This window comes from Leptospira fletcheri (assembly GCF_004769195.1).
Taxonomy (GTDB): Bacteria; Spirochaetota; Leptospiria; order Leptospirales; family Leptospiraceae; genus Leptospira_B; species Leptospira_B fletcheri.
This window is the reverse complement of record NZ_RQET01000001.1, coordinates 241,307-259,488: the sequence shown is the minus strand read 5'-3', so window position 1 is coordinate 259,488 and position 18,182 is coordinate 241,307. Positions and strand designations below refer to the sequence as shown.

Annotated in this window: 15 protein-coding genes; 11 read left to right on the top strand and 4 right to left on the bottom strand. The window is 48.2% G+C overall.

The window, feature by feature from the left end; translation table 11 throughout:
- Positions 1-28: 28 nt before the first annotated feature.
- Positions 29-2,365 carry an inorganic phosphate transporter gene (locus EHO60_RS01190; RefSeq protein ID WP_135766329.1) on the bottom strand — a complete coding sequence of 779 codons (2,337 nt, stop codon included), beginning with the start codon at positions 2,363-2,365 and terminating at the stop codon, positions 29-31.
- Between the two features lie 288 nt (positions 2,366-2,653).
- Here EHO60_RS01190 and EHO60_RS01185 point away from each other — a divergent pair, with 288 nt between their 5' ends.
- The 7 genes from EHO60_RS01185 to pgsW all read left to right on the top strand — a co-directional run bounded on the left by EHO60_RS01185 (position 2,654) and on the right by pgsW (position 9,557).
- The gene (locus tag EHO60_RS01185) at positions 2,654-3,016 is read left to right on the top strand and encodes an RNA recognition motif domain-containing protein (protein ID WP_135766328.1); all 363 of its coding nucleotides are present in this window, start codon (positions 2,654-2,656) and stop codon (positions 3,014-3,016) included.
- A 59-nt stretch (positions 3,017-3,075) separates the two neighbouring features.
- A complete protein-coding gene (locus EHO60_RS01180; RefSeq protein WP_425460262.1) occupies positions 3,076-3,429 on the top strand; it encodes an FKBP-type peptidyl-prolyl cis-trans isomerase in 354 nt (117 codons plus the stop codon).
- Positions 3,430-3,550: 121 nt separating this feature from the next.
- Positions 3,551-5,071, top strand: coding sequence for an ATP-binding protein (locus EHO60_RS01175; RefSeq protein WP_135766326.1), 1,521 nt, complete (start codon positions 3,551-3,553; stop codon positions 5,069-5,071).
- Positions 5,072-5,107: 36 nt separating this feature from the next.
- Positions 5,108-6,715, top strand: coding sequence for a SpoIIE family protein phosphatase (locus tag EHO60_RS01170; RefSeq protein WP_135766325.1), 1,608 nt, complete (start codon positions 5,108-5,110; stop codon positions 6,713-6,715).
- A gap of 42 nt (positions 6,716-6,757) precedes the next feature.
- Positions 6,758-7,972, top strand: a complete 1,215-nt coding sequence (pgsB, locus tag EHO60_RS01165; RefSeq protein ID WP_135766324.1) for a poly-gamma-glutamate synthase PgsB — start codon at positions 6,758-6,760, stop codon at positions 7,970-7,972.
- Positions 7,960-8,442 carry a poly-gamma-glutamate biosynthesis protein PgsC gene (gene pgsC / locus EHO60_RS01160; protein WP_135766323.1) on the top strand — a complete coding sequence of 161 codons (483 nt, stop codon included), beginning with the start codon at positions 7,960-7,962 and terminating at the stop codon, positions 8,440-8,442. The genes pgsB and pgsC overlap by 13 nt, the downstream gene beginning before the upstream one ends.
- Positions 8,439-9,557, top strand: a complete 1,119-nt coding sequence (pgsW, locus tag EHO60_RS01155; protein ID WP_135766322.1) for a poly-gamma-glutamate system protein — start codon at positions 8,439-8,441, stop codon at positions 9,555-9,557. Before pgsC ends, pgsW begins: the two co-directional genes overlap by 4 nt.
- Here the strand turns inward: pgsW and EHO60_RS01150 are convergent.
- Genes EHO60_RS01150 through EHO60_RS01140 form a run of 3 tightly spaced genes read right to left on the bottom strand, consistent with a single transcriptional unit; the run spans position 9,554 to position 12,086 of the window.
- Positions 9,554-10,537 carry an alpha/beta fold hydrolase gene (locus EHO60_RS01150; RefSeq protein WP_135766321.1) on the bottom strand — a complete coding sequence of 328 codons (984 nt, stop codon included), beginning with the start codon at positions 10,535-10,537 and terminating at the stop codon, positions 9,554-9,556. The genes pgsW and EHO60_RS01150 overlap by 4 nt on opposite strands.
- A 6-nt stretch (positions 10,538-10,543) precedes the next feature.
- Positions 10,544-10,846, bottom strand: a complete 303-nt coding sequence (locus EHO60_RS01145; protein WP_135766320.1) for a hypothetical protein — start codon at positions 10,844-10,846, stop codon at positions 10,544-10,546.
- Positions 10,847-10,850: 4 nt separating this feature from the next.
- A complete protein-coding gene (locus EHO60_RS01140) occupies positions 10,851-12,086 on the bottom strand; it encodes a DUF445 domain-containing protein (protein WP_135766319.1) in 1,236 nt (411 codons plus the stop codon).
- A 224-nt stretch (positions 12,087-12,310) separates the two neighbouring features.
- Here EHO60_RS01140 and EHO60_RS01135 point away from each other — a divergent pair, with 224 nt between their 5' ends.
- The 4 genes from EHO60_RS01135 (at position 12,311) to EHO60_RS01120 (ending at position 18,102) form a co-directional block, all read left to right on the top strand.
- The gene (locus tag EHO60_RS01135) at positions 12,311-12,784 is read left to right on the top strand and encodes a cyclic nucleotide-binding domain-containing protein (RefSeq protein WP_135766318.1); all 474 of its coding nucleotides are present in this window, start codon (positions 12,311-12,313) and stop codon (positions 12,782-12,784) included.
- 16 nt (positions 12,785-12,800) lie between these two features.
- A complete protein-coding gene (locus EHO60_RS01130; RefSeq protein WP_135766317.1) occupies positions 12,801-13,730 on the top strand; it encodes an alpha/beta fold hydrolase in 930 nt (309 codons plus the stop codon).
- 207 nt (positions 13,731-13,937) lie between these two features.
- On the top strand, positions 13,938-16,169 hold the full coding sequence (locus tag EHO60_RS01125; protein WP_135766316.1) for a PAS domain-containing sensor histidine kinase: 2,232 nt from the start codon (positions 13,938-13,940) through the stop codon (positions 16,167-16,169).
- A 49-nt stretch (positions 16,170-16,218) separates the two neighbouring features.
- Positions 16,219-18,102 carry an ABC-F family ATP-binding cassette domain-containing protein gene (locus tag EHO60_RS01120; RefSeq protein ID WP_135766315.1) on the top strand — a complete coding sequence of 628 codons (1,884 nt, stop codon included), beginning with the start codon at positions 16,219-16,221 and terminating at the stop codon, positions 18,100-18,102.
- Positions 18,103-18,182 lie beyond the last annotated feature (80 nt).

The window sequence follows — 18,182 nt, the reverse complement described above, 5'->3', positions numbered from 1 at the left end:
AAACCCGCTCGGAGGCGGGTTTTCTTTTTCAGGTTTTTTGTTTCTTCTTTTTCTTCTGCTTTCCTGCCGACGGCGCCGGAAATGTGGAAATCTTGCCGTTGCCGATATGAGGAGCCGATCTTTGTAAGGCTCTTTTCTTGCTTTCCGCCCAGGGAATCACTTGCGCCAAATCCTCGGCGAGGGCCATTAGATTTTCGTTAATGTCCACCAACTCCTCGACGATTACGAAATAGGCGACGCTGGATTTCAGTTTGCTTTCTCCTTTTCGGATCCGCTTCATCTGGTTTTTATAAATCCGGATTTTGATATCTGAGAGCTCTTTGAGTTTCTTTTTGGATCTGGCTTTTTCCAGTAGGCTAGGAATTTTATCGGAATCCACCAAAAGTTCGAACCCTTCCTCGGCGAGTTTGCGCAGGTCTTTCAGGTCCTCACGTTCGTCCTTATTCAATGCGGTGCGATGGGAATCTATGCTGTTCGAACTGCTCCTGAGTATATTCGAAATATTTTCGGAGATCCGGTCGATGTAACCGAGAGCGCCGGTCATCGGATGGATGGACTGGAATTCGCTTTCGTCGAAATGTCTTTCGGCCAAAGTCAGAAAACCGGAGATCGAACTCTCGTACGTCTTTTTCAGGTTTTTTAGAAGTCTTCCCGTCTGCTTGAAATCCTTCTTTTTCCCGTTGATATATCCGGAGCAGACGTTGTTCATCGCTTTCTTGGCGAGGATGAGACTTCCTGAAATGGAGGAAACGGTTTTGGCTAAGGCCTTTTCCGGATGGTTGGTCAGATTGACCAACTTTTCCACACTCTCGTCGTAAGTCGCTTTTCGTTGTCCGTGTACTTTCGCGAATAGGACGACGAGGAAAAGAGTCAAGGCGAGGACTCCTATTACCGCAGCAAATCCGAAGTAAAAGAAGGAAACCGCGATGATTCCGCCGAGCACGGACGCAAAGATCGCCGTCATAAACCAACCGCCTACAACGGTCAGTACTCCGCTGACTCGGTGGATCGCGTTTTCCTTCTGCCATGCACCGTCGGCGAGAGATGTTCCCATCGCCACCATGAAGGTAACGAAGGTGGTGGAGAGAGGGAGCTTTTGCATGGTTCCGATCAGAATTAAACCGGATGCGATCAGAATATTGACCGAGGCACGCAAGAGGTCGAAGGCGTCCGATTCATGGATCCGCACGATGTCCTCGGAAGCGTTGTTTTTCATCCTTTCCGCGATCCAGGAACGTAGGGATTTCGGAAGAATCGCCCGAAGAGGTCGGTAGATTCCTAGCGCTATCTGAACGAATACCCTTGCCGCTAAACTGGTTTGAAACGTCTCGATCGTTTGCCCTTGGGAACCCAAGTTGACTTCCGTCAGAGTAACCGTCTCCGCTTTCTTAGAACGGAAAAGGGAAATGATCATTACGAGAGCCGCGAGAAACAGAAGAAGATTCGGCGTAGGTACTTCTCCCGCCAAACCCGCCGCTAGGGCACCGGAATCCCCATTTAAGGATCGGATCAGTTCGTGAGTCTGGAGGCTTGCGATGGGAACTCCGATGAAGTTCACTAAGTCGTTGCTGGCAAAAGCCATGGCGAGAGCCGCCGTTCCGAGGAGCACGACGAATTTCAGAACGTTTCTACCGGAAAGCACCAGAATCTGGAAGAGCACAGAAAATCCGATGAAGGAAAAAAGAATGATCTGACCGAAGTGAAGGTTCAGCCATTTCAGCACGTCTTTACTGATCATTGTGGAGCCTTTCATCGCAGTCAAAATTACGAAGAATAAGACGGTTGTCGTAGACAATCCTGCGAACACACCGCCGAAGCGACGGAGAGTTTTTTCCAATTTGAAACTAAAGACTAGGCGGAAGAGGAACATCAGAATCATTCCGGCAAAAAAGGCAAGGATGACCGAGAGTACGATTCCGAAGATGATCTTGAGAGCACTTTCCGCATTGATGATTCTGAACGCGTCGTTCGGAGTTTCGGTCTTTAGAAATGCGATCGCCAGAGAGGCGCCGAGTAATTCGAAGACCAAGGAAACCGTCGTGGAAGTCGGGAGTCCTAAGGTATTATAAAGATCCAGAAGGATGATATCCGCGACCATTACCGCCAAAAAGAGAAACATCAACTCCGCCAGAGAGAAGTATTCCGGTCGAAAAATCCCTTTTCTAGCGACCTCCATCATTCCGCTGGAACTCATGGCTCCGACCAGCACTCCGATGGATGCGATGATCAGGATGGACCGGCGGGAAGCGGCTCTCGCACCCACCGCAGAGTTCGTAAAATTCACCGCGTCGTTGGAGACCCCTACAACGAGGTCCATCACTCCGAGGATGCACATGACTCCTACGATGATCAGAAAAATATCCATATTGGTAAGTACCTACCTTCGTCGGGTTGGAGGGCGCCCGAAGGGTCGTTTTTTGAATATTCTGCGGGCGAGAGGCCGCCACAACCTAAATTTTGGGGGTCTTCCTTCGAGGGATTTCCCTTTTTCCGCCGCGGTTCCGAAGGATGGGGGAGGGTTCGATTTTCAAAGCGGAACATAGGAATTCGAGTTTCAGATTCCGACCGATCCTAAAGAATGGATCCACAAAGGCCCGCTTTCTTTGAGCGGGACGGAACGGAATCGTCGTGAAAGAAAGAATCAGGAGGCGATATGAAAATTTCCGTGGGAAACCTTCCCCAGGATTGGTCCGAAGAGGACTTACAAAAATTGTTTTCCGAGTTCGGACAAACCCAGCACATTTCGATCAAAAGGGATAAGCTGACCGGACGCTCTTTGGGATACGGGTCGTTGGAAATGGAGGACGAATCCGCCAAAAAGGCTTTAAACGCTCTGAATAAAAAAGAAATTTCAGGAAAAACCCTGGCAGTCGTAGATTCGGAAGAATGGAAGAAAGAGTTCGAGAAAAAGCAGTCCTTAAAGGGAGGCAGTGGAGGCACGAAGGTGCTCGGCAGCCAAACGAAAGGAGGGTTTTCCGGCTCGGGTATTCGACGAACAGGTGGTAGAGGAAAATGACAAAAAAAGGAATCAACGTGAGAGTTTCCGTTTTTATTCTGATCGGCTTGGTCCTGTCGATGGGTGCGGGGATTTTATTCTCCCAAGCTCAGGGGCTAGTCGTAAAGGATATCAAGAAAGGTACGGGCAAGGAAGCCTTTAACGGTTCTAACGTAACCGTTCATTATACCGGATGGCTGACGAACGGTAAAAAATTCGATAGTTCCAAGGACCGCGGCCAACCTTTCAATTTCGATCTCGGATCAGGCCAAGTGATCAGGGGTTGGGATAAGGGAGTCCAAGGAATGAAGGAAGGCGGAATCAGGAAACTGACCATTCCTCCGGAACTCGGATACGGATCCAGAGGGGCCGGAGCCGATATCCCACCCAATTCCACCCTGATTTTCGAAGTGGAATTACTGAAAGTATACTGACATCTTTATGTCAAACCGGCGAGCTCTTGTCACCGAGCCGCCGGTCTCGGTATTTTAATTTTTTTACGATATTGTAATATTTTATTCTTCCCTCCCCTCAAATATTATAGGGGATTTCACGGTGAGGAAGGATGGAAATTTATTAGAGAAGTCGCATGAATTCATGGACGGTCTCTTCGATCAATTGCCTCTTCCGTCCCTTGTAATAGGCCCTACCGGAATCCTTCAGTTAATCAACCGACAATTCGAAATTCTCTCCGGTTTCCCAAAAGCGGAAGTGGAAGAACATCTGAAGTGGTCCGAGTTTGCGCATCCCGACGACCGCGACAGTTTTGCGGAATTGTTCCAGAGCCTATCGGTAAACAAAGAATCCGTTGCGACTCGGTTCAGGACCAGAATCAGAACCAAAAGTGGATTTAAGAACGTTTATGTTCGAGTCCAAACCCTGATGAAGGGGCAAAACCGAAATAGGATCCTTGTACAACTTCAGGAGTTGAACGAAGACGGTCTTTTACGGGATTACGAGCTTTCCGATACGGACTATCGATGGAGATCGATTCTGATCGAAGGAATGGACTCCGTCGCGGTTTTGGATCTAAACGGAAACATATTGTTCGTAAGTAAGACTCTGAGCGGGACGAGCGTCGATCGGTATCTCGGAAAGAACGTGTATTCGGTTTTGAATTCCTCCGAAGGAGCAAAGTTTCGTTCCTTGCTTCGGCAGGTCGTCGACACGCAAAGTCCGATTTCCTGGCAGCTATGGAGCGACTTTGCCGGAGTCAAACGGCATTATTTTATAAGAGTTTCCCCCGTTACCAGACTGGGAGAAATTTATTCGATTATCGTTTTGATAACCGACACGACCGAGCAGAAGGAATCCGATGCGGATCAGTTGAAGCGGATCGAACTTCAAAGACGCAGACAAAAATTGGAAGCGCTCGGAACTTTAGCGGCCGGCGTGGCACATGAAATCAACAATCCATTGACCGGTATTCTGAATTATGCGGAGATCGTAAGGGGTCAAATCGGCGCGAACGAGCACTTACGAAAAAATTTGGATATCATTATCCGTGAGAGCGAGCGTATCTCCGTCATCGTTCGGAATCTTTTGGGTTTCGTTCACAAAGAAGAACTCATTAGAGTCGAATGTAAAATGGGGGAAATTCTATTCTCCGCCGTACAGTTGCTTCTGCCTTTTATGATCAAGGACGAAATTTCGATCGAAGGATTGCAGGAATCGGGTCTGGATTCCGAGATTCCTTACGTCGAAGCGGAACCGAATAAACTCAAACAAGTTTTCCTGAATCTGCTTACGAACTCCCGGGATTCCCTGAACGATAAGTACCCGGGCTCGCATCCGAATAAGAAAATACGTATTTACCAATCGGTAGTGAAACGCGGGGAGACGCATTACGTAAAAGTCTCCGTGGAAGACGCAGGAACTGGAATCAAAAAGGAAAACCGATCCAGAATCTTCGACCCTTTCTTTACTACCAAGGCCACGTCTAGCGGAACCGGGCTAGGGCTTTCCGTCAGTTATGATATCGTACGGGATTTTGCCGGCGAAATCGATTTCGAAACGGCGGAAGGGGAATTTACCCGCTTCGATATAATCCTACCTGCAACCGAAAAGAATTCTTGACCATCTTCCGGATTCGAAGAATTTTAAGGGTCGTTTATGTCCGAGCCAGATAAAAATTTTTCCGGACCGCAGGCGGCATTCCAGTCAGCGTCCCGTCGGGACGTAATTCGAATTTTGGAGAGAATCACGGACGCTTTCCTGTCTTTGGACGGAGAGTTCAGGATCGTTTACGCAAACTTCGAAGCGGAACATTTGCTGGACGTCCTGCGTGAAAATCTGGTGGGAAAAAGGATTACGGAAATTCTTCCCCAATTTTCGGGAACACCTTTGTTTCCGTCAATTGTGGATGCCAGACGTACTGGAATTCATAAAGATTTGGAACTACTGGATCCTACGGATGGAACCTGGTACGAAGTCAGGCTTTTCCCCTCGCATGACGATTTGGCCGTTTACTTTCGGGATGTAACTGCCAGAAAATTAGGAGAAGTCAAACTTCGGGAGTCCGAAGAAAGGCTTTCCGAATTGGTCCGAACTTCTTTGGAACCGATCCTTTCTTTGAATTCGGATATGGAGATCGTACTCATCAATCCTGCCGCAGAAGCTCTATTCGGGTATAGCAGTTGGGAAGTGATTCGTAGGCATATTAAATTCCTAGTTCCGGACAGACATAAAAAATGGGGGAGTACAGTCGTACAGAGACTTTCAGAGACTCCGGATAAGGGAATTTTCGGGCCCTTCCGCGGGAAAAGAAAAGACGGAACCGAACCCATCCTCGAAGTCTCCGTTTCAAAAATGAGGACTTCCTCCGGAAACGGATTCACGTTGATTGTAAGAGACGTCACGGAACGGATCCGAACAGAAAGAAAGTTGAAAAACACCGTGGAAAAATTGAGGCAGGTCGACAGAGAAAGAAACCATCTACTGCACCATTTGGAGGACCAGGTGAGGGAAAGGTCGAAAGAACTTTCCCGGTTCTACAAGCTGATGAAGGAGGAATTGAGTCTGGCACAGAGAGTGCAAAAAAGCCTTTTGCCTCCGATCGACACGTCCATTCGGGGGGCGTCCACTTTCATCACTTATCTTCCCGTTATGGACGTGGGCGGCGATTGGTACGACGTATTCGAAGTTCGTCCCGGAATCCTTCGCATCCTGCTCGCGGATGCGACCGGGCATGGAGTTCAAGCGGCACTCGTGACTATGACGATTAAAGGGGTGTGCGAACCGATCAAATATTTGGCGGTTTCTCCATCCGAACTATTGGCGGGAATCAATATGGATTATTGCAGAAATTTCCGCAGTCTTCAGATGTATTTCTCCTGCTTTATCATGGACATAGACGTGAATCGGAAAGAGTTGAAATTCGCGTCGGCGGGTCACCCCGCCGTTTTTTGGAAAACGGAGGACGAGACTCGTCTTTTGGAACGAACCGGTTCCCTAGTAGGTTTAAGTAGCGAAATGAAATTCGGAGAAGAAATCCGGGCTTATAAGTCCGGTGATTCGCTGTTAATGGTGACCGACGGTATTTTCGAGGAGTTCGATTCCGAGCAGCATCCGTTCGGAGAAGAAAGGATAGAAGCGATCTATAAAACTTCCGGACTGGAAGGCAAAGCATTGCACGATCGGATGTTAAAGGATATGAAAGCTCATCTAGGAAAAAGAGAGCCTCAGGATGATATCACCCTTGTATCCGTGGCTTTATCCTAAGATCGTTCGCCCCCTCCTTCTGCAAGGTTAGGTCGGCTGTACGTGGTCGGAATCATAGTCTTAACTCTCATACTCTTATGCCTGTGCCTTTACGGCGTTTTGGAATATAGAAACCATAAGGTCCTTCTGAATCGCATTCCGATCCGGATTCATGTAAACGGGACTAGAGGAAAAAGTTCCGTAACCAGATTGATCGCTTCCGGTCTTAGGGAAGGAGGGATTTCCGTATTGGCAAAAACCACGGGGACGACTCCCAGAATCATCGCACCTGACGGTAGGGAATTTTCGGTTTACCGGAGGGGAAGAGCAAATATATTAGAACAATCTAAAATACTTAAAATGGCGGCCGGGAAAAACGTTCGCGCGGTCGTTCTGGAGTGTATGGCCTTGCATCCTGTGAATCAATGGATCTCGGAGAGTAGGTTGGTGCAAGCGACCCACGGAGTTCTTACGAACGTGGGCGAGGATCATCTGGACGTTATGGGACCGGGAAAAAGAGGAGTAGCTTTGGCTTTGGGGGGAAGCATTCCGCCGGGTCGTAAATTGTTCAGTGCGGAGACGGAGCTGTCCGATTTGATCAAAAAGATCTGTTCGGATCGGTCCACGGAATTGATTTCTTTGGAAAAGAAAGACATCGATTCGGTATCGAAAGAGGATTTGAGGGGTTTTTCCTATTTGGAGCATAATGAAAATATAATTCTTGCTCTGAAAGTCTGCGAGTCGATCGGAGTGGATCGAGCTACCGCACTGAAGGGAATGAAAAAGGCGGAACCCGATCCCGGCGCGACCACGGCTCATAAAATGGATTTTTTCGGAAAACGGATCTATTTCGTCAACGGGTTCGCAGCCAACGATCCGTCGGCGACGAGAAAGATCTGGGAGAAAGCATTAGCCGCCTTTCCTGCCGTGGAACGTAGGATAGCGATCGTTCATTGCAGAGCGGATCGGCCGGACAGGTCCTTGCAATTGGGCCGCGAGGTGGGGCGTTGGTCGGAAAAGTCGCCGGATTCTTTTTTGGTGGTCGGAGAAGGGACTCATATCTTTTTAAAGGGAGCAGGGGAAACGGGGATTCCGCTTTCCAAGGTGCATATCGCAGAAAGCGCCACGCAATCCGAAGTTTTTGAAAAGGCGGTGGATTTTCCGGAGAGATCCGCTTTGATCGTAGGAATCGGAAACATCGGCGGATTGGGTTTGGAATTGCTTAAGACCTTCAAGAACAGAAGCGAGAGGATCGGATCGGATTCATGGATCTACTGACTCTTGCGATCGGAATCGGGTTGTTCGTGAGTTTGGCGTTTGCGGAGTTCTTTGGGATCGCCGCCGGAGGCTTGGTCGTTCCCGGATATATCGCCTTGCAATTGCACCGCCCGCTCAATATTCTGATGACCCTTTCTTTAGGCGGTCTGACTTTCGGTTTCGGGAGGTTGGTTTCCGGAGTCACGATCCTGTATGGAAAAAGAAAGACCGCTTTTCTGCTTTTGACGGGCTTCCTCTTGGGAGCGTTGGTCCAGGAATTTCTACGCAGAAACCATCTTGTCTTCTCCGTTTTTTCCCCGACGTTTTCGGATTCGGAGGAAGCCAGGGTAGTGGGGCACATCATACCGGGTCTGATCGCACTATGGATGGATCGACAGGGAATTTGGGAAACGATATGCGTGCTACTGACCGGTTCCGTAATCGTGCGTCTGGCCCTCATCGTGATTTTAGGAGGGGATTTTCAACCTTGAAGGAAATCTATTGGAGGTCGACCTCGATCACCATCCGAGCGTATCTACTGATTGCCGCAGTTTCTCTATCGGGTCTTTTTGCGGTCGAAACCCTCAAAGTCCGGAAAGAGCAGCCGTATTTTTCGGAAAAGATAGAAGCTGCGAGGCTGGCTGGAGAAGCCTTCCAAAGAATCCGGGAACTTCGGACGGAACAAGGCAAAATCTCCGACTCCGAATTCGATCCTTCCCATTCCGGCCTCATCGGTTCCTTCCTTACGCCGGTCACAAGCAATACGGGAACCTTGACCGCAAAGCAAACCTCGGTAAATCCGAATTTTGCGGGACTCGTAGTGGAGTTCCTAAAACAGGCTGGTGTAAACGAAGGCGGGACCGTTGCAGTGGGTCTTTCGGGATCCTTTCCCGCTTTGAATATCTGCGTGTATGCCGCGGGGAAAGCTCTGCATTTAAAGTTGGTTCCGATTTCGAGCCTTTCGTCTTCCCAATGGGGAGCGAACGATCCGGAATTTCTTTGGGCGGATATGGAAAGGGTATTGTTCCTGGAAAAGATACTTCCGTACAGATCCGCGGCGTTGAGCTACGGGGGTTTGGAGGATAGGGCTCTAGGCCTTTCTCCCGAAGGAAAAATTCTTTTAAACGAAGCGGTTAAACGTAATTCGTTGCCTCTGCTGAGCGGAAATTCCTTCACATCCAGCGTGGGGGAGAGGATGCGCAAATTCAAGGAGGAAGCCAAGGGAGAACGGATCCAAGCATACATAAACGTAGGCGGTGGAGCGATCTCCGTAGGCACGAGAGCGGGAAAGCTGAGTTTTAAACCCGGGTTAAATCTTTCCTTGGCACCCGGAGCGACCAAGATCGATTCCGTTATGACCCGCTTCTTGCAAGAGGACATTCCAGTCATTCATTTGATTGAGATCGAGGAATTAGCGAAAAAATACGGATTTCCGCTTCGACCCAAAACGACTCCTAAAGGAGGGGAAGGGGAAATTTTTTCGAAGGTGGAATATAACCGCTGGTTTGCCGGCGCGGTCTTGTTCGCGATTCTATTCCTGATATACGTCCTATTCCGGACGGAAGGCAAAATCGCCGCGGATCCCGACACCGGCTTTCCGATTTAACGAATTAGAAAATTATAAATTTCTTTATCTCTTCTTCCGTCTTCCAGAAGCACCACTTCGTAGTGATTTTTGTCCGGGATATCCAAGACCCGGAACAATTTGATTTCCCTCTCCATTTTTTTTATGGCGGAATCCGGTAGTAGCTCGTCCCCGGGTTTCAGGTTCGGTTTTCCCGCACGAACGGCTAGGACCGGACAGTTCAGAGCGGAATAAGGAAGGCGGTTATTCTCTTTTAGGATCCGGAAGCTTCGGAGCGGTTCCTTGCAAAATCCGAGAAGTATCTTGGCCGGGTCCATGGATCCTCCCATGCTTTCCAGTTCGGACTCCGCAACGAAGGGAGGGAGGGAGCATCGGACGGGACCTAAGGGGCCTGACCCGTTGGAAAGATTGAGGGAAGGGGAAAGAGTTCCGACCGGTTCCAGTTCGTAGGTCAAAAAATTCCGAATATCGTCGTTCCAAGCGGAAAGGATCGGAGATTTTTTGGCTTCCTCCAAGTAGATTTCCTTGCTCGGTACCGTTCTGCCTAACCGCGCCAAAGAGGAACGGATCATCAATAAATTGGAAAATTTCCTTCGGGGGGAAAGCGCTCCCCCTCCGTCGACTAACACAGCTTTTTCCAGAATTTCAGGATGGGATTCCGCCAAACGAAGGGTGATCCAGCAGCCCAAGGAGTGGGAAAGAACGGAGATGCGCTTGTAACCCAAAACAACGGAAAGCTGCTTTAGATCTTCCGCATGGACTCTTGCCGAATATTGTCCTTCCGGTTTGTCCGAATTTCCCCTGCCACGCAGATCGTACGTGATTACCGTGATTCCTTTCTTGGAAAGGCCTTTGGCAATCGGTTCAAAATTTCTTAAATTTCCCGTCAGTCCATGGATGCAGAATAAGGGGATTCTGCTTTTACCCTGGAATTTTCGGTACGCGATCCGGATGCCCGACGGAAGGGTGGCTAGTTTCGGTTCTTGAGATCTGTCGAGCATTCGATTTCATTCCGAGAGTTCCGCTCCTAAACGGCGGAGGATGTTTCCCAGATTCTTTTCCATCTCGCCACGAAAGGGGTGATGGAGTAAAGCGATCTTTTCCTTTCTTCTGACCGCGGAAAAACCGGTTTCGCGCCTCTCCAATTTGTACCAAATTCTGGATTCTCCCAATCCGGAAAACCGAATGCAAAAATCCTCTCCTTGTAAATCGAAGCTCGTCAGGGCTCCGAGTTCTCCCCCAGACACCGCTTTTTTTAATTTTCTCAGAAAGGTTTCGGGATCTTCGTCCGAGACTTTGATTTCTTTCATGGGTTTACGCTACGAAAAGCATGTACAAGCCTTGGAACAGACCGACGATCGCACCTAAGACGGAACCGATCAGGATCAGAACGTATTCGTCTTCCTGAAACGCGGAGCGAAGGATGGGTTCGAACTCCTCCGGAGGAAGATCCTTCATGCGTTTGAACATATTGTTTTCTATGCTCATCGCCCGACCCATATAACTTTCCAGTTTCGTGGAACTGTTCGCCAACGTCTCGCTCACGTTGCGTATGACTTCCTTCTTGGTGTTTTCGAAATCGGAGTCCTCTCCTTTTCCGTTTTCCCCATCGAGACTTTCGTTCAGATTCATTTTATGAGCCGCGGTTTCGGTCTCGGATTGGATGGTTTCCACGAGGGTCCGTGCCGCTCTTTTGTATAGGATCTCCTCTAAGACGTTCCTTGCGGTCAATACCTGCGTCGCGAAAACGTTGGAATACTTTTTGGAAACTTCCTCCTGCCTCGCTAAAAAAAGGCCTCTGTATTTGATGGGGCCGAATTTCTTTTCATACAGTGGACGGAAGATCATGGTAAGCGCCACCCAATTTGTGACGTATCCTACGATGATTCCTTGGATCGGTAAGGTCCACCAGATCGGAAGCACTTCCCAAAGTAAGGCTTGGAGGATTCCCAAGGCACCTCCCAAATACCAACCGCATCTTTCGATGAACGTAAACTCCTTGGAGCCGACTTCCTCGAAAATGTCCACGATTCGTTTCACATTCGGGCCGGTAAGTTTTCGCAGAACCAAGGACCGGAAGTTGAAGACGGAGGATACGTTCTCCTTTACTTGGACCATGATGTTCCGAACGGTATGAGCGCATTTTTCCTGAACTGCGTTCACGATCTCCGACTCGTGTCCGTTCTCCAAATGTTTGCGTAAGCTTGGGTTGATATGGTGGATGATTTCCCTGGTGGCGGAGGGAACGAGTCCGTCCAGCACAGGCTGGAACTCTTTTTCCAACTGTTCCGGATCGACTTTGGAGAAGAAATCTTCCACTTTAATCAGTCTCTCCGTCATGATGTTCACGGATTTCAGCGCGAGTTTTTGCGCTTTTTTCGGAACGATTCCTTGCCAGCCTAGATAGGGAGGGATTCCGACGAATTCCAAGGGATAAAAAGTCATTTTCAGGGCGACTACGTTCGTGAACCAGCCCACGAATCCGTACGTAAAGGGCATCATGATGATCCCGATCAGTTCTTTGTTTTGGCTAAAGAAGGAGAAATCCATATTTTCAAATCCTGTAGCGACCGCTATAATGGCGGGCTCTTTTGCAAAGTCCCGTCGCCTACAATCGGCTGCAAGTTCTTTTTCTACAAACTTCGGGACAAGAAATATTCCCGTAAAAAAACGTTTTCATTCCGAACGGGAATCCAAGCTTTGTGCGCAAACCGGGAAAGTGGCTTGAAGGTTTTTTTCCGAAAACTAGACTCGGTCTTTCTTAAGGAAATTCTATGCAACATTCAATCGAAGAAATTCTGCAAAGCATTTATCTCTTTTCGAGCTTTTCCAAGGACGACCTCTCCAAGTTGGCGGAAAAGACCAAATACACCATCTTAGAGCAGGGAGAATCCGTATACCAGGAAGGAAACGAGGCCAAAGCGTTTTACGTAGTGATGTACGGCACATTGAAGATCGTCACTTCCACCGAAAAGGGAACCGATGTGAACGTGACCACGATCGCTACGGGGGATCATTTCGGAGAGTTTCCGTTTTTGGACCATGGGAAACGGGCCGGAACGGTGGAGGCTATGGAACGCTGCGAACTGCTGGAAATTCCATACGAGCATTTGCAAAAGACCCTGGACGGAGACAAGGAATTAGCCTTAAAATTTTACAAAAGTATCACTACGTATCTGGTCAAAAGAATGCGCTTATTGACCCAAGACCTTGCGTACGCGAGGGAATTGAAAAAACGATATTCCTGATTCGAGACGATTCCGAATGAAAAAAATGCCTGTCCGTTTCTCTCTCCTCCTTTCTCTATTCGTTTTTACTTTCGTTTCCTGTTCCAATACCGTAGCAAGCCTGGCTTTCGGCTTCGAACGTTGGAAGGCAGGCCTGGAGCGGAAAGAGCTGAAAGAAAATCCTTGGGACTGGACGTATTTGGAAGGTGGAAACGAAAAGGGGGAGAAGATTCTACTTGTTCACGGCTTCGGCGCGGATAAGGACAATTGGACCCGATTCTCGGCGGGTCTGACCAAAGATTACAGAGTGATCGCCGCGGACCTTCCCGGTTTCGGAGAGAATCTCAGACTCCCGAACGAAGGCTATACCATCGACCAACAGGTGGAACGTTTGGACAGGTTCGCCCAAGGACTTGGATGGGAAAAATTTCATATCGTAGGAAATTCCATGGGAGGATGTATCGCCGGAGTGTATGCAGCCAAACATCCGGAAAAGGTATTGTCCTTGGGATTATTCGCTCCAGGCGGAATCAATAGTCCGGTAAAGAGCGAACTCTCGAAAAATATGGAAAAGGGAAAGAACACTCTTATCATAACGAACCAGCAGGATTTTGAGGAATTGATGAAGTTCGTTTTCGTACATCCGCCTCCGATTCCTTCTCCGATGAAAAGTTATTTTGCGGAAAAGGCCATTCGAAACGCTCCGTTCAATAAGATCATCTTCAACGATATTCGAAAAGGATTTCCTTTGCAGGAACATATGAAGGAGATTCGGGCCAAAACCTTGATTCTCTGGGGCGATACGGACCGGGTCCTGAACGTTTCCGGTGCGGACGTTTTAGAGAAAGGAATTCCTGGATCGAAAAAAGTCATTCTCAAAGATGTGGGCCACGCTCCTATGCTGGAAAAACCGCAGGATGTTTCGCAAATCTACCGGAAATTTCTTTCCGAAAAGACTTTTCCTTAGATTCGGATCCTACTTTTTCGATTAGAACATATTTTTTCGACCTCGTTCCTCGCCGTACACGCGCGTCGAGGAAGGATCCGAGTTTGCAACCCTTTCTGGAATTTCCAGGAAGGGGATTTCTTTCGCAAAAATAAATCGAGTAAAATGTCGAATTTAAAGTAATTGTCCTTAAGGGAGAACTCCTCCGTCTCCCTTAGGAGAGGTGGAATGGCGTTTTCCTGGATTCGGAATTGGACTCGCAAAAAAAATCAGGCGATCGCTTCCGAATCGGAATTGCAGTCCGTTCTTCCGGAGATCGCACAGGATCTGATCTACCGTTTCGATCTATCCAAGAAAAAAGAACTTCGTTTAACATGGGCAAACGAAAGCCTTCTGAAATTCTTTCAATTCGACGGGCCTTTACCGTCGGAAGGAATCGAATGGGAATCTTGGCCGACAGTCCCTCCCGAAGATCAGGAAATCTTGGAAACGAAAAAGGAAGCTTCTTTAAGAGGGCTTCCATTCCAGGCGGAATATAGGGTCATTACCAAATCAGGAGAGACGGTTTGGATTCGGGACGTCACAAAAATATATAAGGATCCGAACGATTCCGATACGGTCAGGGTGTACGGTTCCATACAGGACATTCATCTTAGAAAAAAGAACGAAATCGCTCTTAGAGACCAACTGGAGTATATTCAAATTCTCTTGGATAGTACGGACGAATGGGTCGTACAATTGAATCGGTCCGGCAACGTTCAATACGTAAATTCCTCCGGGAGGCAGGAGGTCAAAAACCAGTTCGGGATTTCGCTTTTCAAAGGAATCGAATTGTCTTCCTTGATTTCTCCGGAACATAAGGAAATATTCACAGCTCAATTGGCAAAGGCATTTGCGGGAGAAAAGGTAAAATGGCATTTCAGCCGTCTTTTCCCTACGGAGAAAAATTCGGAACTGGAAGTTTCTTTCGCTCCCTTAAAAAGGGAAGGCACGATCAAGGAAGCGGTCGTTTTTTTGAAAGACGTCACGCTCCGAACCGTGTGGGAGACGGCCTTACTTGCGAGCGAGGAAAAATATAGAAAGCTGGTGGAGGTTTGTCCCGACGGAATCGGGCTCCACTCGAACGGAAAACTCATCTACCTGAACGATTCCGGACTTAGGATCTTGGGGTATACGTCTCCGCAGGAAGTGGAGGGGAGATCGATTTCCGATTTCGTGCATCCCGATTCCAGAGCGTTGATGGCGGAAAGGATTCGTAAGTCCTTGGAATCCAAGGTCCAAGCGGCCGCCATAGAGGAAAAATTTCTGAGAAAAGACGGGACGGAAGTCTATGTGGAAGTCACCGGAATCGCATTCCAGCAGAGAAATAGCGACTTTATGCAGGTGATCTTCCGAGACATCTCGGAGAGAAAAAAGTCCCAGCAGGAACTGACCGACCTCAGGAAGAAAATCATGCTCACGAACGATCGCCTTAAAGCGATTCTACAAGGAGTCAACGATTCCATATGCGCAGTGGATATGGACATGAGGATCATGGCTTGCAACACTTCTTTCGAGCTCTTGGTTTGGAGGCTTTACGGGAAGAGGGTGACGGAAGGAAACTATATCACGGACGTATTCATCACGGACGCGAAAGAAAGAAATACCGTCGTAGAAAATTGGAGCCGGGCGCTAAGAGGCGAAGTTTTCCGTGTGGAGAGAAGGGTTTCCGGTTTGATCGACGAAAATCTCGTTTTCGAAATCAACTACAGTTCCATTCGCGATTTTAGTCACAATATGGTGGGCGCGACTCAGGTCATTCGCGACGTGACCGAAAGATACCAATACGAAGAAACGTTGAGAATTTCTTTAAACGAAAAGGAAATGATGCTGAAAGAGATACATCATAGGGTAAAGAACAATCTCCAGGTGGTTTCCAGTCTGCTCGGTCTTCAGGCGGAATTCGTCGACGATCCGAAATTGGTTTCCATCATACAGGAATGCGAGAGAAGGATCCGTTCCATGGCCCTCATTCACAAGGAACTGTACCAAAACGAATCCATTTCCGACGCGGATTTCAGGGAATACCTGAACAATCTGCTGATCGCTTTGGTGCAATCCTACGGCGCTAGTCGGAAAGTAAAGTATCTGGTCCAGTCCGAAGAACTGAAATTGAATTTGGACTACGCGATTCCTCTAGCTTTAGTATTAAACGAATTGGTATCGAATAGTTTGAAATATGCGTTCCCCGGGGATCGGACCGGAAACATTCGGATCGCCATTTATAGAGCGGACGAACGATTGATTTTAGAGATGAGTGACGACGGAATCGGACTGCCGCCAGGCTTCGATATACGGCAATCCGAGAGTCTGGGTCTTCAGTTGGTCGGAATGCTTTTGGGAAAATTAAAGGCGGATTGGGAACTTCTCCCGTCGGAATCCGGCGCCCATTATAGAATCCTCCTTTCAGGTCTTCCTTAAAAGGGAAAAAGGTTGCCCGGCCTGCGGCAAAGAAAAGCCTGTAAAGCTAGTGAATTTAATCTCTGTAGATAAAATCTCCAAAGCAATCGGGGAAAAAAAACTGTTTCAGGACGTCAGCTTCGGAGTCGACGAAGGAGAAAAAACCGGCCTACTCGGAATCAACGGCTCGGGCAAGTCCACCTTGCTTCGCATTCTTTTGGGCTTTGAGGAACCCGACCAAGGAAAGGTAATCCGAAACCGAAGCCTCAAGATTTCTTTCCTACCTCAGTTTCCCGATTTTCTGCCGGACAATACGGTTTTGGAACATATCCTTTCCGGAGTCGGACCTCTGATGGCTACGATCAAAAGATATGAAATCGCATGCACCTTATTGGAAAAGGGCGGATCGGACGCGGAAAACGAATACCAGGATGCGATGGCAGAAATGGATCGCAAACAGGCATGGGGTTTAGAATCCGATCTGAAAAACCTATTAAGAGAATTGAATATTCCGGATTTCTCCAGGAAGATGGGGGAACTTTCCGGAGGGATGATAAAAAAAGTCGCACTGGCCCAGGCCTTGACCGAAGAATCCAATCTGCTCGTTCTGGACGAACCTACGAACCATCTCGACATAGACGCGATCTTATGGTTACAGGACTATTTGAAGCAGACCGCCAAAGGGGTTTTGCTGGTCACGCATGATCGTTATTTTTTGGAGGAGGTCGCCGGTAGGATTCTGGAGATAGATAGGGCCGCTTTTCGGGTTTTTCCCGGAAACTACGATCTTTATCTGGAAAAGAAGGTGGAGATCCAGATGGTGGAGGAAAAGGAGGAAGCAAAGCGCAAGTCCTTTTTACGGAGCGAATTGGAATGGCTAAAAAGGCAACCGAAGGCGAGAGGAACCAAGCAAAAGGCACGGACTGACCGTTTTTGGGAAGTGGTGGACCGGAAAAAAACCGGAAAGGATATCGTTCTGGATATTTCGGTTTCCGGGCGGAGGTTAGGAGGAAAAGTATTAGAACTTAAGAATATTAAAAAATCCTATTCTTCTACTCTTATAGGAGGGTTTTCCTACGTATTCAAGAGCAAAGAGAGGATCGGAGTTGTCGGCCCTAACGGGGCGGGTAAGACCACTCTTTTGAATCTTGTAACAGGAAGGGAAAAGCCGGATTCAGGCGACGTTTCCATCGGAGTAAATACAACGTTCGGGTATTTCGATCAGATGAACCGCGGATTGCCTCCGGAAAAAAGAGTCCTGGATTATCTGAAAGAGGAGGTGGCGCCTACGGTTCGGATGGCGGACGGTTCTCTTTGGTCTGCGTCCCAATTTTTGGAGAGATTCCTGTTTCCCCCTCAATTGCAGTCCACTAAGATCGAAAGGCTTTCCGGAGGGGAAAAACGCAGATTATTTTTGGTGATGCTACTTATGCGCAATCCCAATTTTCTCGTGTTGGACGAGCCTACCAACGACCTGGATATCCCCACATTATCCGTTCTTGAGGATTTTTTACAGGATTTTCCGGGAGTAGTATTGGCAGTGTCCCATGACCGCTATTTCATGGACCGGGTAGTAGATTATATTTTTATCATGAATGGCGATGGGAACGTGGAGAGGTTTCCGGGGAATTATTCCGAATACCTGGAATATAAGGCCTATAAGGAAAAGAATCCGGATGATAAGGATCTTTCCTCCGAACCGGACTCACCCCCGACCGACAAATTTCCCGTTGCGGCGAAAAAGAAACTGGGCTATCAGGAAAAACGAAAGCTGGAACAACTGGAAAAAGACATTTCCGAATTGGAGTCGGAGGAAAAGCAGATCGTAGAAAGACTTCAGACCCTTCTTTCTCCGAGCGAGGCAAAACTTTCCGCGGAAAGGCTGAAGCGGATCCAGGAAGAATTATTCGAGAAAGTTTCGGAGTGGGAGATCCTCGCCTCTAAGGAATCCTAATTTTTAGGAAGGTCCGATCGGATCTCCGATCCTCCGGTGTGCCGACGTTACCAGATGCCTGTCGTTTGGAGATTTGGACG

Excerpts from the sequence above, each read along its gene's own strand:
- EHO60_RS01180 (WP_425460262.1), top strand. The coding sequence starts at position 3,076 with ATGGGTGCGGGGATTTTATTCTCCCAAGCTCAGGGGCTAGTCGTAAAG.
- EHO60_RS01150 (WP_135766321.1), bottom strand. The coding sequence starts at position 10,537 with ATGCTCGACAGATCTCAAGAACCGAAACTAGCCACCCTTCCGTCGGGC.
- EHO60_RS01135 (WP_135766318.1), top strand. The coding sequence starts at position 12,311 with ATGCAACATTCAATCGAAGAAATTCTGCAAAGCATTTATCTCTTTTCG.
- pgsC (WP_135766323.1), top strand. The coding sequence starts at position 7,960 with ATGGATCTACTGACTCTTGCGATCGGAATCGGGTTGTTCGTGAGTTTG.
- EHO60_RS01130 (WP_135766317.1), top strand. The coding sequence starts at position 12,801 with ATGAAAAAAATGCCTGTCCGTTTCTCTCTCCTCCTTTCTCTATTCGTT.
- EHO60_RS01125 (WP_135766316.1), top strand. The coding sequence starts at position 13,938 with ATGGCGTTTTCCTGGATTCGGAATTGGACTCGCAAAAAAAATCAGGCG.
- EHO60_RS01170 (WP_135766325.1), top strand. The coding sequence starts at position 5,108 with ATGTCCGAGCCAGATAAAAATTTTTCCGGACCGCAGGCGGCATTCCAG.
- EHO60_RS01145 (WP_135766320.1), bottom strand. The coding sequence starts at position 10,846 with ATGAAAGAAATCAAAGTCTCGGACGAAGATCCCGAAACCTTTCTGAGA.
- EHO60_RS01190 (WP_135766329.1), bottom strand. The coding sequence starts at position 2,365 with ATGGATATTTTTCTGATCATCGTAGGAGTCATGTGCATCCTCGGAGTG.
- EHO60_RS01185 (WP_135766328.1), top strand. The coding sequence starts at position 2,654 with ATGAAAATTTCCGTGGGAAACCTTCCCCAGGATTGGTCCGAAGAGGAC.
- EHO60_RS01140 (WP_135766319.1), bottom strand. The coding sequence starts at position 12,086 with ATGGATTTCTCCTTCTTTAGCCAAAACAAAGAACTGATCGGGATCATC.